This is a genomic window from Paenibacillus glycanilyticus (assembly GCF_030161375.1).
Taxonomy (GTDB): Bacteria; Bacillota; Bacilli; order Paenibacillales; family Paenibacillaceae; genus Pristimantibacillus; species Pristimantibacillus glycanilyticus_B.
Genome location: NZ_BSSQ01000014.1, coordinates 333,803 through 348,228, shown reverse-complemented (window position 1 = coordinate 348,228; position 14,426 = coordinate 333,803). Strand labels below are relative to the sequence as shown.

General features: G+C 48.6%; 13 protein-coding genes and 1 other RNA gene. 9 read left to right on the top strand and 5 right to left on the bottom strand.

Features of this window, described 5'->3' with window-relative positions; genetic code table 11:
* The first annotated feature begins 1 nt into the window (after nt 1).
* Genes QQK89_RS18085 through QQK89_RS18075 form a run of 3 tightly spaced genes read left to right on the top strand, consistent with a single transcriptional unit; the run spans nt 2 to nt 5,207 of the window.
* Nucleotides 2-1,477, top strand: coding sequence for a sensor histidine kinase (locus QQK89_RS18085; RefSeq protein ID WP_284240040.1), 1,476 nt, complete (start codon nt 2-4; stop codon nt 1,475-1,477).
* Nucleotides 1,455-2,147 (top strand): response regulator transcription factor, encoded by a 693-nt coding sequence (locus QQK89_RS18080; RefSeq protein ID WP_284240039.1) that lies wholly within the window; start codon nt 1,455-1,457, stop codon nt 2,145-2,147. The genes QQK89_RS18085 and QQK89_RS18080 overlap by 23 nt, the downstream gene beginning before the upstream one ends.
* Nucleotides 2,148-2,171: 24 nt before the next feature.
* Nucleotides 2,172-5,207 carry an efflux RND transporter permease subunit gene (locus QQK89_RS18075; protein WP_284240038.1) on the top strand — a complete coding sequence of 1,012 codons (3,036 nt, stop codon included), beginning with the start codon at nt 2,172-2,174 and terminating at the stop codon, nt 5,205-5,207.
* Between the two features lie 99 nt (nt 5,208-5,306).
* Here QQK89_RS18075 and QQK89_RS18070 read toward each other — a convergent pair whose 3' ends face one another.
* The 3 genes from QQK89_RS18070 to QQK89_RS18060 form a co-directional block, all read right to left on the bottom strand.
* Entirely contained in the window at nt 5,307-6,497 is a 1,191-nt protein-coding gene (locus QQK89_RS18070; RefSeq protein WP_284240037.1) for a putative glycoside hydrolase, read from the bottom strand.
* A 173-nt stretch (nt 6,498-6,670) separates the two neighbouring features.
* The gene (locus QQK89_RS18065; RefSeq protein WP_091189279.1) at nt 6,671-6,859 is read right to left on the bottom strand and encodes a hypothetical protein; all 189 of its coding nucleotides are present in this window, start codon (nt 6,857-6,859) and stop codon (nt 6,671-6,673) included.
* A gap of 148 nt (nt 6,860-7,007) precedes the next feature.
* On the bottom strand, nt 7,008-7,847 hold the full coding sequence (locus tag QQK89_RS18060; RefSeq protein ID WP_284240036.1) for a YitT family protein: 840 nt from the start codon (nt 7,845-7,847) through the stop codon (nt 7,008-7,010).
* A gap of 158 nt (nt 7,848-8,005) precedes the next feature.
* On the opposite strand from QQK89_RS18060, the gene QQK89_RS18055 reads away from it, so the two are divergent.
* The 4 genes from QQK89_RS18055 (at nt 8,006) to QQK89_RS18040 (ending at nt 11,350) form a co-directional block, all read left to right on the top strand.
* The gene (locus QQK89_RS18055) at nt 8,006-9,622 is read left to right on the top strand and encodes a DEAD/DEAH box helicase (protein ID WP_284240035.1); all 1,617 of its coding nucleotides are present in this window, start codon (nt 8,006-8,008) and stop codon (nt 9,620-9,622) included.
* 169 nt (nt 9,623-9,791) lie between these two features.
* Nucleotides 9,792-10,571: a YesL family protein gene (locus QQK89_RS18050; protein WP_284240034.1), complete on the top strand. Its 780-nt coding sequence runs from the start codon at nt 9,792-9,794 to the stop codon at nt 10,569-10,571.
* Nucleotides 10,572-10,622: 51 nt separating this feature from the next.
* Nucleotides 10,623-10,805, top strand: a non-coding RNA gene (gene ssrS, locus QQK89_RS18045) — 6S RNA.
* Nucleotides 10,806-10,966: 161 nt separating this feature from the next.
* A complete protein-coding gene (locus QQK89_RS18040; RefSeq protein ID WP_284240033.1) occupies nt 10,967-11,350 on the top strand; it encodes a DUF1499 domain-containing protein in 384 nt (127 codons plus the stop codon).
* Between the two features lie 72 nt (nt 11,351-11,422).
* Here the strand turns inward: QQK89_RS18040 and tpx are convergent, their stop codons facing one another.
* A complete protein-coding gene (gene tpx / locus QQK89_RS18035; RefSeq protein WP_284240032.1) occupies nt 11,423-11,941 on the bottom strand; it encodes a thiol peroxidase in 519 nt (172 codons plus the stop codon).
* 99 nt (nt 11,942-12,040) lie between these two features.
* Between tpx and QQK89_RS18030 the strand changes: the two genes are divergently transcribed.
* On the top strand, nt 12,041-12,682 hold the full coding sequence (locus QQK89_RS18030; RefSeq protein WP_284240031.1) for a rhomboid family intramembrane serine protease: 642 nt from the start codon (nt 12,041-12,043) through the stop codon (nt 12,680-12,682).
* 32 nt (nt 12,683-12,714) lie between these two features.
* Nucleotides 12,715-13,641, top strand: coding sequence for a LysR family transcriptional regulator (locus QQK89_RS18025; RefSeq protein ID WP_284240030.1), 927 nt, complete (start codon nt 12,715-12,717; stop codon nt 13,639-13,641).
* A gap of 64 nt (nt 13,642-13,705) precedes the next feature.
* Here QQK89_RS18025 and QQK89_RS18020 read toward each other — a convergent pair whose 3' ends face one another.
* Nucleotides 13,706-14,389, bottom strand: coding sequence for a zinc metallopeptidase (locus QQK89_RS18020; RefSeq protein WP_284240029.1), 684 nt, complete (start codon nt 14,387-14,389; stop codon nt 13,706-13,708).
* Nucleotides 14,390-14,426 lie beyond the last annotated feature (37 nt).

Genomic DNA, 14,426 nt, shown 5'->3' with positions numbered 1-14,426 from the left:
TTTGTCCATTCGGGTAAAGTTGTATTTATCGTATGTGGCTATGGTGTTTCTCCCGCTTGTGCTCATTATCGCCTTTATCGTGTTTGTGCTTCACGCGGGAGGGATGCAGGATTTAAGGGAATATTTCAAGGTGGAAAAGGAAGAGAAGACGAATCAATCCCTCATCTACGGTGAAATGAAATACGTCATCGAGAATGACGCGGATAAACTGTCATCTTCCGGCTATATGGATCATTTGCAGGCCAGGCTGGCAGAACAATGGGCGGGCATTATTATCGCCAAAGACGGCGTGGTGAACGAAGTGCCTGAGTTTTTGCGGCAGCAGTCTCCGCATGAGAATTGGCAGGCTTTTTTTAACCGGTCGCCTGATTCCGTTTCCTTCAACGCCTTTAAGTTCCAAGTCAATGCAATCTCCTTCGCCTATCCTGACGGTCGCGATGGTAAAATGCTTCTTCTTCGGAGGAACGACGTTGTGCCATATGTCTGGCGTCCGGTGGGGGCATTGATTTTCAGCGCGATTGTGGGGTTGACGAGTCTGCTTCTGACCTACTTTGTGTCCCGAAGCATCATTCGTCCGATCCATGCTTTAAAGACGGCAGCGCTGCAGATTAAGGACGGTGACCTATCCCAACAGGTTGTTGTCACAAGCAAAGGGGAGGTTGGCCAGCTCGCTAACGCATTTGAAGCGATGAGGGTCCAATTGAAACAGTCCATAGACCAAAGTCTGCAGTACGAGGAGAATCGCAAGCAGCTGTTATCGCATATCTCGCATGATTTAAAGACGCCGATCTCCGCGATTAAAGGTTATGTTGAAGGGATTATGGATGGCATTGCGAATACGGACGAAAAGCGCGAGCGATACATGCAGACGATTTACCACAAAGCCAATGACATGGACCAATTGATTGATGAGCTGTTCTTGTTCTCCAAGCTCGACTTGCATAAGATTGCTTTTGATTTCAAGACGATGGACATCGGCAAATATTTGGAGCATTTCTTGGAAGAGCAGCGTTTTGACCTCGAGAAGTCCGGCATTCGGCTCCATTATGATGCTCCCGATTCTCAGATGCTTATCGCCGCTGATCCGGACAAGCTAGGCCGCGTGCTGACGAATATTTTGAACAACAGTGAGAAATATATGGGTCAGCAGCCCGAGTCTGATGAGATGAGCGTTCAAGTGTCGGTCAAGGAATGGCAAGGCGATGTTCTTATTGCGATTGAAGACTCGGGACCGGGGATTGACAAGGACGATTTGCCGTATATTTTCGACCGGTTCTACCGGGCTGAACAGTCCCGCAATTCCGAAACAGGAGGAAGCGGGCTTGGACTGGCGATCGTCAAACAAATTATCGAAGGGCATGGCGGTACGGTTTGGGCAGAACATGCAGAGCAAGGCGGCGCCAGATTCTGCCTGCTGCTTCCGAAATCGGTACCGGTTAGAACGGTGACGGATCATGAAGAGCATACTAATCATTGAAGATGAGAAGGCGATAGCTGAACTGGAGCGGGATTATCTCGAAAGCCACGGCTTCTCCGTCGAGATTGAAGGCCGTGGAGATATTGGGCTTCAGAAGGCATTGGAAGGCTCTTATGACCTTATCATTCTGGATGTCATGCTGCCGAAGCTGGACGGATTCGAAATATGCCGTCAGATTAGGCAGGCCATTAACATTCCTGTCCTTATGGTGACAGCGAAGAAGGAAGACATTGACAAGATTAGAGGGCTTGGGCTCGGCGCGGATGATTACATGACGAAGCCGTTTAGTCCAAGCGAGCTTGTAGCCAGAGTGAAGGCTCACCTCGCCAGGTATGAGCGGCTGACCGCAGGCAGAAGCGAGGGTAGTCATGAGCAGATCCGCATACGCGGGCTGATGATTGACAAGACGTCGCGCCGGGTAACGATTCATGACAAGGAAGCGATGTTGACCTCGAAGGAATATGACCTGCTGTTATTGTTTGCCGCGCATCCCAACCGGGTTTTTGAGAAAGAAGAGCTGTTTGAGCGGATATGGGGTCTAGATTCAAATGGCGACGCAGCTACGGTTACGGTTCATATTCGGAGGCTGCGTGAGAAAATCGAACACGATCCATCGAACCCGCAATATATCGAGACGTTATGGGGAGTCGGTTATCGGTTCAAAGTATAGACAATAGAGAAGGAGTGGAAAGGTTTGAAGAGCATAATCAAGTTCTCGCTGAACAACAAATTTGCTTTATGGATTATGACTGTTATCGTGTTGTTTGCCGGTTTGTATTCCGGTCTCAACATGAAGATGGAGACGTTGCCAGACATTACGGTTCCGATCGTAAGCGTTACGACGGTTCTCCCGGGCGCTGCGCCTGAAGAAGTAATGGAAAAGGTTACGAAACCGATCGAGCAGCGTACGCGGAATATGGAGGGCGTTGACACTGTCAGCTCGACCTCTTACGAGAATGCGTCATCCGTTATTATTCAGTATAAATTCGGAACGAATATGGAGAAAGCAGAGAGCGAAGTAAAAAGCCTGCTCGCTGATATAAAGCTGCCTGAAGGGACGCAAGATCCGGATGTATCCCGCATCAGCTTAAATGCTTTCCCGGTTATCTCGCTTAGCTTTGCGAATGACAAGCAAAGCCTGGCGCAGCTGACAGATTTGGTTAACTCCAGCATTTTGCCTGAGCTGCAAGGTGTTTCGGGAGTTGCGGATGTTCAAATCTCCGGTCAAAACCTCATTCAAGGACAGCTTGAATTTGATCAAGCCAAGCTTGCCCAGCTTGGTCTGACTGAAGATGCGGTGAAAGGCATCATCCAAGCTTCCGCAATGAAAGCCCCGCTTGGGATTTTTGAATTTGGCGATACCGAGAAAGCGGTTGTTGTAGACGGTAATGTTACGACTTCAGACGATTTGAACAATCTCGTTCTTATGCCTAACGTTAAGTTAAGCGATGTAGCGAAACTTACGGTTGAAGGCAAAGCAGAATCCGTTTCTCGTACGAACGGCAAAGATTCAATCGGCATCAACATTGTCAAATCTGCGGATGCCAATACGGTTGACGTTGTTAATAAGGTCAAGGATGTCGTTAAGGACATGCAAGAGAAAAACGACGGCCTGACCATCGTCACAACGCTTGACCAAGGCAAACCGATTGAGAAATCGGTAGAAACGATGATCACAAAAGCGGTTATCGGCGCTCTATTCGCGGTTCTTATTATCATGATTTTCCTGCGCGACATCCGTTCCACCATTATTGCTGTCGTATCTATACCGTTGTCGATTCTGATCGCGCTGCTCATTTTGAGCCAGATGGATATTACGCTTAATATTATGACGCTTGGAGCCATGACCATCGCGATAGGGCGGGTTATCGACGACTCGATTGTCGTCATTGAGAACGTATACCGGCGAATGGCGCTTAAAGGCGAGAAGCTAAAAGGTAAAGAACTGATTCTCGAAGCTACGCGCGAAATGTTTATCCCGATTATGTCTTCGACGGTTGTAACGATTGCGGTATTCCTGCCAATGGCGTTTGTATCCGGCATGATTGGCGAAATCTTTACCCCGTTTGCTCTGACGGTAGTATTCGCATTGCTTGCATCCTTGCTTGTTGCAATTACCGTAGTGCCAATGCTTGCGCATATGATGTTCAGGAACGGCATTAAAGCCGACAAAGCCGTCGACCACGATAAACATGGCCGTCTTGCTACCTGGTATAAAGGCGTACTGAGCTGGTCTCTTAATCATAAGTGGATTACGTCCATTATTGCGGTCGTGCTGCTTGTAGGCAGTATCTCGCTTACTCCGCTCATCGGCATGAGCTTCTTGTCCGGCGATGAGGAGAAATCCATGATCGTCACGTATAACCCGGCTCCGGGCGAGACGAAAGAGCAAGTAGAAGACATGGCTTTGAAAGCCGAGAAGGAATTGATGAAGCGGGAAGGTATTGATATTGTTCAATACGCGGTTGGCGGTTCTAATCCGTTCAGCCCTGCCGCATCGAAACAAGCTTTGTTCAACCTGACTTACGATGAGAACATGAAAAACTTTGCAGGCGAGAAGGAACAGATCGTTCCGCTTCTTCAAACTCTCGGAGGCAAAGGCGAATGGAAAGAACAAAACTTTGGCGCTGCCGGCGGCGTAGGCGGTTCCACTATTTCGATGGTTGTATACGGTCCGGATATGGATTCGCTTGATCCGGTCGTCAATGACCTGATGGCGAAGCTGAAGGACAACAAAGATTTGGAGAAAGTCGATTCCAGCCTTGCTGAACGTTATGACCAATACCGCCTTGTAGCGGATCAAGCGAAGTTGAGCCAATATGGCTTGACTGCCGGCCAAGTGGCCATGGCGCTTAGCCCGGTTCGCGACAATCCGGTGCTGACGACCATTAAGAAAGACAATGAAGATGTGAATGTGTACGTGAAGGTCGATACCAAGACGTACAAAGACAAATCCGATATTGAGAATGTGATGCTGAAGTCGCCTATTACGGGCGCTGAAGTAGCTTTGAAGGACGTTGTGACGATCGAGGAAGGCAAATCGCCAAATACAATCACCCGTTTGGACGACCGCATCAATGCGGAAGTGACGGCTGATGTGGTATCCTCCAACGTTAGCGCGGTATCGTCCGATTTGCAGAAGATGATTGACGAAATGAAGCTGCCTGCCGGTGTTGATATCAAGATTGGCGGCGTAACGGAAGATATGCAGGAATCCTTCATGCAACTTGGTCTTGCCATGCTTGCTGCAATCGCCGTTGTGTATCTTGTGCTTGTTATTACTTTCGGCGGAGCACTTACACCGTTTGCGATTCTGTTCTCGCTGCCGTTCACCGTTATCGGTGCCTTGGTTGGCCTCTGGATCGCTGGAGAGACAATCAGCGTTACCTCGCTTATCGGTATGCTGATGCTGATCGGTATCGTTGTCACGAATGCGATCGTCCTTGTCGACCGCGTTATTCACAAGCAAAAAGAAGGCTTGTCGGTTCGTGAAGCGCTTCTTGAAGCAGCAGGCACGCGTCTGCGTCCAATCTTGATGACGGCAATCGCTACGGTTGGCGCGCTTCTGCCGCTTGCATTCGGGTTTGAATCCGGCGGTCTGATCTCGAAAGGCATGGCGATTACCGTTATTGGCGGTCTGACCAGCTCGACGCTGCTGACCCTGATCTTCGTGCCATTGGTTTATGAATTGTTCAACCGCAAGAAAAAAGCAAAAGTAACAGCTGAATAAATGATTGAAAAAAGGCTTCTTCGACCCGTAACGGTCGAAGAAGCCTTTTTAAGGTTGGGGGAGCGGAGGTTATTTCGAGCTTGGCATGACTTTTGCGCTTCAGTATTTCACGCCTTCCGAATAGCGGTTGCTTGCGTTCCACAGCAGGTATTCGTCCACTCCGGCGTCATGCAGCGCTTTGATTTGAGCTTGCACTTCGGTTGCCCCGTATTTGATGTAATGTCCTTTGCCCAGCCAGCTTGCGGTGAAATCTTGAATCCAAGGACGGATAATCGGCTTCTCGTCGCCAATCGGGTCGAGTTTCTTGTGCGTGTCCTTCATGGCCCCGGCAATCGTCGCGTAAGGATTTTTATCCGGATCCTGCTGATCGAACCAGCCGGTCGAGTAATGGCTTGGATAGATCATAGGGGAGATGACATGAACATCGCTCGAAATTTTGGCAAAATCCTGTCCAATCCCTTCCGCTGCAGGCACGGATGCGGCATACCCGAATATATCGACGGATACCCGGACGCCTAGCGGCTCAAGTTGCTCTCTGGCGTATTTCACGAAGCCGGCAACGGCATCTACGCGGCTTTGGTCCGTCTTGGCAAAGGTTAAGGAATCGGCTTTTTTCTCGAAGCCTTCAGGGAAGCGCACATAATCGAATTGAATTTCTTTAAAGCCTAATTTAACGGCTTCTTTAGCAATCGCCACATTGTAATCCCATACCTCCGGCATATAGGGATTAACAAAGCTGTCTCCATTGCCGTTGGCCCAGAGTGAACCATCGGAATGGCGGTAAGAGTACTCGGGATGCTTTTTGGCTAACACGGTATCCTTGAACACCACAATTCTTGCGATTGGATATACGTTATGGTCTTTAAGTTTGGCCATCAATGACTGGATATTGGCAATGTATTTCTGGGTTGTTCCCAATGTCAACAGCTCCGGCGTCTGCGTCGGATAAGTTATGTATCCATTGTCATCTTTAATGTCAATGACCATACTGTTAAGCTCCGTGTCATCCATAAGATGCAGCAACGTGTTTAAACGCGACCCACCGGCGCTGTGTGCCGTTACGTATACGCCTTTGACTGCTGGGGCGTCCGGCTGCGGATCCGTCTTTAGGCCGTTGTCTACGGCTTCTGGCGTGGTTGTAGTTGTTGCGGCAGGCTCGACCTGAATGATCGTTTTGCCTGCAGCCGCGTTAAAGAGCGAGGCAGATAGCTGCTTGGCGGCGACATTGTCTTCTCCGGTTCCCGTAATGAGGTGGTACAACAGCAGCAGCGTCGAAAAGATAATGTCCATATTATGCCCTCTCCCCGTTAGCGTTTTCATCCAAATTATAATGCAGAAGAAGGATTCGTGGCATTATTTTTTTCGGAGAAGGGACTTTCTAAGCAACCAATTGTTGACACAAACAAAAAGCCTGCCGGCTCAAGGCCGACAGGCTAAACAGTTCTATTCAAACACCCGATTTGTCATTGCAGCAAAGCTTCTATTTGATGCTCGCAAATGCTGTGATGTACAATTTCCCTTGCATCTTCCGGTTCCAGAACAGCTAATCCGTCCCGCAGCACGATGTTGATCGCAAGCTCGCGCTTCGTAAGGAAAGAACTTAGCTCGGGCACCAGCTTTTCCACAATCTGTGACAATGTGACTGTTTCCATATCCACCTGAGCATCACCCTTTCATCATAGGTTCAGGGCAAATCATATGGCAAGAAACTAAACTTACGGGATAACCACATTATAACAGGATCAATTGTAAAAACATAGGGATATGTATATGATTCCATGTTTGTCTATTATACTTGGACTAATCCTTCGGTCGCCTAAAGTCGCCGATCACGCCCACAGTTTCAACAATGTTTACGAATGCTTTAGGGTCGATCGACGCAATCGTCTTCCGGAGCTCCGCAAGCTCATAACGAGTCCTTACGGTCATAAGCATATCTTTCTCCGCTGAAGTATAAGCGCCTCTTGTTTTGATGATGGTAATGCCGCGCGGATGGCTAAGCAGCTTCGCCAAAATCTCTTCGGTCTTTGTCGTAATAATAAAGGCCGTTACTTTTATATGGCGGACATGGATAATGTCGACCACTTTGCCGGCCGTGAAGATGGATACAAGCGAGTAGAGCGCCAGGTTCCAGTCCTTCGTAAATAACACGAGGGCCGCGATGACCAGTCCGTTGAGCGTGAAAATAATGGAGCCCACCGGTAAATCCCGTTTGCGCGTAATAATGGATGCAATAATATCAAAGCCGCCGGAGGATCCGCCGAACCGGAGTGTCATGCCCGTGCCGATCCCGAGAATGATGCCGCCGAAGACAGAGCCAAGCACTACGTCTTGCGCAATCGCGGTGACAGGAATGAGTTGAAGAAATAAGGTTGACGCTAGAACGGTGTAGATGCTCCAGATAATGAAACGGCGTCCCACGATGAACCAGCCCCATATCAACACCGGAACATTAAGCACTAAATACAGCAAGCCGATATTTCCACCCGTAATATAGCCGATCATCATTGCAACGCCCGAGAGGCCGCCGCTAAGTAATTGATGGGGAATAAGGAAAAGATTAAATGCGCCGGCAATTAGCAATGAGCCTATCGTCATGACGGCTGCGGCGACGGCAGGCTTGAAAGTCCATATGTTCATTATTGGTTAGCTCCATGATTGAATTCGCTAAAAATCAGCGGTTGTTAATCTATGGTAGTATGGCTTTTTGTCCATTGCTGGTATTCGTAAGTCTTTATGTGCTATAATGATTTGGATATTTTTTAGTAGGCTGCAGATAAAAGGAGTATGAGAAAAGTTTGAAAACATTTGCTGAATTTGGCCTGGAACCGAAAGTGTTGCAGGCAATTACGGAGCTTGGATTTGAGGAATCTACCCCAATCCAGGACAAATCGATCCCAATTGCAATGGCAGGGAGCGATATGATTGGTCAAGCACAGACGGGTACAGGCAAAACGGCTGCATTCGGAATCCCGCTTATTAACAAGATTCCGGTCAACGAAGAACGTATCGTTGCATTGATTATGACGCCAACCCGTGAGCTTGCTATCCAAGTAGCAGACGAGATCGGGAAGCTGACTAAATACAAAGGTCTTCGTTCATTGCCGATCTATGGCGGACAAGAAATCGGTCGCCAGATTCGCGCTCTGAAGAAGAAGCCGCAAATTATTATCGGTACACCGGGCCGTTTGCTCGACCATATTAACCGCAAGACGATTAAACTTGAAGACGTACAGACCGTTGTCCTAGACGAAGCGGATGAAATGCTGGACATGGGCTTCATGGAGGATATCCAATCCATCCTGAAGCAAGTACCTGAAGAGCGCCAAACCCTCTTGTTCTCGGCAACAATGCCTCCGAACATTCAGAAGCTGGCTCAGCAATTCTTGAAAAATCCGGAGCATGTAGCGGTTATTTCGAAACAAGTTACGGCACCAACGATTCAACAAAATTATTTCGAAGTGCATGAGCGCCAGAAATTCGAAGCGCTAGCTCGCTTGCTCGATATGGAATCGCCTGAACTCGCCATTATTTTCGGTCGTACGAAACGTCGTGTTGATGAGCTCAGCGAAGGTTTGCAAAAACGCGGATATTCGGCTGACGGCCTTCACGGTGACCTGTCCCAGAACCAGCGCGATAACGTTATGCGCAAATTCCGCGACGGCAGCATCGATGTTCTCGTGGCAACAGACGTAGCGGCACGTGGTCTCGACGTATCGGGTGTAACTCACGTTATTAACTTTGACCTTCCGCAAGACCCTGAGAGCTATGTTCACCGGATCGGCCGTACCGGCCGTGCGGGTAAAGAAGGCTCCGCTTACTCGTTCGTTACGCCTCGCGAAGTGGATCACCTTCACTTCATTGAGAAAGTTACGCGTCAACGCATCAGCAAGAAGCCTTTGCCAAGCCTGGCGGAAGCAATTGAAGGCAAACAACGCCTGACGGCTGAGCGTGTGCTCGAAGTTGTGCAGAACGAAGACTTCACGGAGTACAAAGGCATCGCTATCCAATTGCTGGAGCAATACGATTCCGTGCATTTGATGGCAGCTGCCCTCAAATTGCTTACTGGCGAGAAGAAAGACGTTAACGTTGAACTGACGCCGGAAGAACCGCTTCGCGCTAAGAAACGCAAGCCGGACATTCGTTCGAACGGTCGCCGTTATTCTGGCGGATCGTTTGGCGGCGGCAACCGTGGCGGCGGTCAAGGCGGCGGCGGTGGATACCGCGGCCGTGACGACAGACGCAGCAGCGGCGGTCAAGGTGGCAGCGGCGGTGGATCCCGTGGTGGCTACGAAGGCCGCAACCGTGACAATAACGGTGGTGGCGGACGCGGACGCAGCGGTGAAGGCCGTAGCAGCAGCAGCAGCGAGTCCCGTCGTCCGAAATATTCGTCTGAAGACTTCGCAAACAACTAAGTTATCTAGATCAGGGGAAGTCCGTGATGCCTAGCGGGCATCCGGGCTTTCCCTTTTTTTAATCCGCTTAAGAGAAAACCTACTTCTACACGCGGTCGCACTACTTCAAGTGGCTTCGATAGAGGGTTTTTCATACACAACTTATTCTATGAAGGTAGGGGCGATTCAAATGGAACCAAAAGGCCTTGTTGGCGGTTTGTACCGGATTTCCGAATGGATAATGCGTCTGGCGGTCATTAACATCTTATGGCTGGTATGTTCGATTCCGTTTGTATTTATCGCTTGGAGCGGGCTTCTAGCTGCGCCTGCGGATACTTCTGATTCTGCGGTTACGAGTCAGGTATACGCGACATTGATTATGATGGCAGTTATCGCCCCATTCACGTTGTTCCCGGCTACGGCAGCTATGTTCACGATTGCACGCAAATGGGTAATGGGCGAAGTGGATGTTCCGATGTTCAAGACGTTTTTCCGCGGATACAAAGAGAATTATTTACAAAGTATGATCGGCGGTATTTTCTATTCGCTTATTCTTGGAATCATGGTCATTGATTTTGTGGTGTACAAGGATCAATTCAATTTGTTCTCCTATCTGTACCTGGCGATTTGCCTTCTGTTAGTGGTGTCCTTATTTAACTTCTTCTCTATGCTAGTGCACTATCATATGAAAACGTTTCAATTGCTCAAAAATGCGGTCCTTATTACAATTGGACGTCCGATCCGCTCCTTCTCGACAGCCATTATGGCCGCGGCGGTAATGTATTTCAGCACGCAATATACGTTCCTTATTCCTTTCTTCATGGGCAGCGTGATTGCTTACCTGTCCTTCTGGAATTTCCACCTGATCTACCGTAAGCTTCAAGATCAAATGGAGAAACAGAAAGCAGCAGAAGCAGAGGAAAATGAACTTGCTGATCTCGCGGACTCGGAGAGAGACCGGAACCAGTAAATAGCAGCAGACACAAGTTTACTTTTGTCGGATTTACGTCTATAATAGCAATACATCCTGCGATGTTCGTTTCGGCTTTTCGTTGTTTTGAACCAATGGCTGTTTCTAGGGAGACCAACATTGAAGCGCGGCTGACAGGCCCTCTAAAGGGGATCTCAAAAACGTTTCTGCGGACACCCACCTGCGAGAGCGGGTTCAGAAGCATGTAAGTCGGACGGCATTCGCGGGTTTTTTTCTTGCCATTATAGCGACCGGCAGTTCCTTGGTCATCATTTTATTGATGATTAAGGGGCTGCTTTTGTGTAGATACCCTTTATGGTCTTTTTTCATGAGTACAAACATGCTACAATTATTTTGATGTATACGTACATAGATGCTAGAGGGGGAGATCATCGTTGTTGAAGCGCACTCTAATCGGACTGCTTCGCAGTCACGAAGCGACGGGCGATAAAGCTAAAGACCCACTGCTCAAATCACATGTTTACAAGCTTTCGAAAGAAAAGGCTTGGGAGGAAGTTGTGTCTACCCTGAAGAAAATGCAGGGATACAAGCTTCTGCACGAAGTGAAGTCAGTTGGGGAGATTGTCCTGGAGAAACGTACGATGACCGGACGCACCATGGATATTACCGTAACCGTGATCAGTGTAAATCCTGTTACTTCGGCGGTTGATATTTATTCCGCTTCCAAAGGCTCGCTAGGTGATCTTGGTTCCAATTACCGTGTCATTCTTGATATTTACCGGACATTGGACAAGAAGCTTGCTGCGTTTAAAGCTTAAGAAAAAGAACCGCATACAAAATAAAAAAGCGAGGAAGGTATGCCTTCACTCGCTTTATTTACGCGTAAATGATTATACGAGCGCTTTAGCCGCGTTGATGGCTTGCTCGTAATTTGGATGTTCAGTCATTTCGGACAGATATTCTACGTATTGTACTTTATCGTTCGCATCGATGACGAAGATGGCGCGCATATCAAGGCCAAATTCTTTTATGTAGACGCCGTAAGCTTGACCGAAGTCATGCGATTTGAAATCAGACAGCATAACTACTTTGTCAACGCCTGCAGCGCCGCACCAGCGGGATTGCGCGAACGGAGTATCAACGCTAACTGTCAGCACAACAACGTTGTCGCCAAGGGAAGCGGCTTCTTCGTTGAAACGGCGAGTTTGCGCGTCGCATACGCCAGTATCAATGGAAGGAACAACGCTGATCAGCTTTACTTTGCCAGCGAAATCTTTCAAGGATACATGGTCAACCAGGGATTTGTTGATTGTGAAATCCGGAGCTTGATCTCCAACTTTGATTTCTGGACCGATTAATGTAATAGGATTGCCTTTGAATGCGGCAACGCCAGTACGCTCTTGTGACATAATGGATATGTCCTCCTTCTCACGTTTAAGGTTTGTAACAGGTTATATTATAAGCTTTGTGAAACGGCGTTGTCCAATGGTTGGAAGGGGAGATTCGTAATGATTTTTTTAAGATATGAAAGCTTTCGCGGATATTTACGGGCATATCCGGTTACTTCCGTTCTCATTGCGCTTAACCTGATTTATTTCATCGTAGTTGCCATGACGGGGAATACCAATGATGCAGGCCATGTAATTGATTATGGAGCATTTATAAGTTATCCGGCAGGTGACCCGCTAGGTCTGCAAGAACCATGGCGGTACGTTACTTCCATCTTTATGCATTCGGGTATTCAGCATCTGCTATTTAATATGTTTTCCTTACTGGTGTTTGCTCCGCCCCTTGAGCGATTGCTGAAGTCGCTGAAATACGCTTTGTTTTACCTTCTATGCGGCATCCTGGGCAATCTGCTTAGCTCCTTGATTTCGAGCTATATCCAGAACGAGCCGCATTTAGCGGTAGGAGCATCGGGAGCTATTTACGGCGTGTATGGAGCGTTTTTGTTTATTTCTTTGTTCCGCAAGGCGTGGCTGGATGAAGCCTCGCGCAAAACGGTATATACGATATTAGGATTTGGCGTCGTTTATTCGATCCTAATCCCTTCGATCGATCTGTGGGGGCATGTAGGCGGCGGACTTGCGGGATTTGTGCTATACGGCTTACTGGACCGCGCCATGACGAAGAGAAGGCGCATGAATTAGAATCAGGATGTACGGGAGAGATAGGAGACATTATGGAACTACGTCAGCTTTATTATTTTGTGAAGGTTGCCAAAAAAGAACATGTGACGCAAGCGGCAGAAGAGCTGCATGTTGCGCAGTCTGCAGTCAGTCGGCAAATTCATCAGCTTGAAGAAGAGCTGGGGGTTAAGCTGTTTCTGCAGAAGGGGCGTAATTTGCAGCTGACTCCGGTTGGGCAGCTGTTTCTTAAACGCGCGGAGGTCATTCTCGAGGACCTGGAGAAGGCAGTCGTGGAAATCCACGAGTTTATGGACCCGGAAAAAGGGGAGATTCGGCTAGGCTTCCCGCATAGTTTAGGCGTAACCGTAGTTCCGCAGGTAGTGGCATCTTTTCGCAAGCTGCATCCTAATGTCCAGTTTCGATTCCGTCAGGGGATGTATCCTTCCTTGATTCGCGATATGGTAAAGGGAGAAATCGATCTGGCCTTTATCTCGCCGTTTCCCGATGAGCATGAGCAGGTTTGCGGCGAAGTTCTGCTAACGGAGGAATTGTTTGCGATACTGCCTACTACCCATCAGCTTGCCGGGGAGCAGGAGATTGAGCTTAGCCAGCTGAAGGACGATACCTTTGTTATGTTTGGTGAAGGGTACTCGCTTCGGCCAATCGTATACGAAGCTTGCGAGGAAGCCGGATTTACCCCTAAGATCGGTTTTGAAGGGGAAGAGACGGAGACGATCCGCGGATTGGTTGCAGCCGGCATGGGGGTAAGTTTGCTGCCTGAAATGGCGTTGTATCATGCAGGGGTATTGCAAACCGCCAAGGTGCGCATCCGGTCGCCAAAGGTAACGAGGAATATCGGCATCATTCACCGGTCCAACGAAAAGATGCCGCTAGTGGCCAAAGTATTTCATAGCTTCCTGATCCGATACTTTAAAGAGCTGGAAGATAAGCAAGGAAACAAAGAAACGGTATCTCCTTAGGAGATACCGTTTCTTGTGTCAGTTACATCAACGGTATCTCCCTGGAGATACCGTTTCTTGTGTTTTAGTCATCATTACTTGATGTGAAGATCATAATGTATTTGACGAGCTCCAGCAAGGAGATCAGCGCTGCTGCTACATAAGTGAGGGCGGCAGCGTTAAGCACTTTCGCTACTCCGCGTTCTTCTTCATTGGTAATGAAGCCTTCGGCAACCATCAAATCGCGTGCCCGGTTACTTGCATTAAATTCGACCGGCAGCGTAATGACCTGGAAGGCAACGGCTACCGAGAAGAAGATGATGCCAAGACCGACTAAGTTCATCGCATGGAACAAGAAGCCGGCGATGAGCAGGAACGGTGCGATACCGGATGCGATGTTCACGACCGGGAAGATCCGGTGGCGAAGAACAAGCATCGGGTAATGCTCTTTGTGCTGAATCGCGTGCCCAACTTCGTGGCAGGCAACCGCAACAGCGGAAATCGAACTTTCATAATACACTTGCTCAGATAATCGAACAACGCGATGAATCGGATCGTAGTGGTCAGACAGCGTACCGCGTACAGGCTCGATAGGTACGTCATGCAGGCCGTTTGCGTCCAGCATTCGCCGTGCAGCCTGGTAACCGGTCAAACCGTATGCCGTTTGTACGCCGGCCCATCGGTTGAACGTTCCTTTGACCCGAAACTGCGCCCAAATGGATAAAGCGAAGGCAATCAGGATGAGGAAGTCCATAGGGTGGAAAAACATGTGATCATACCTCCAATAGAATGGTCAAGGCTGTATC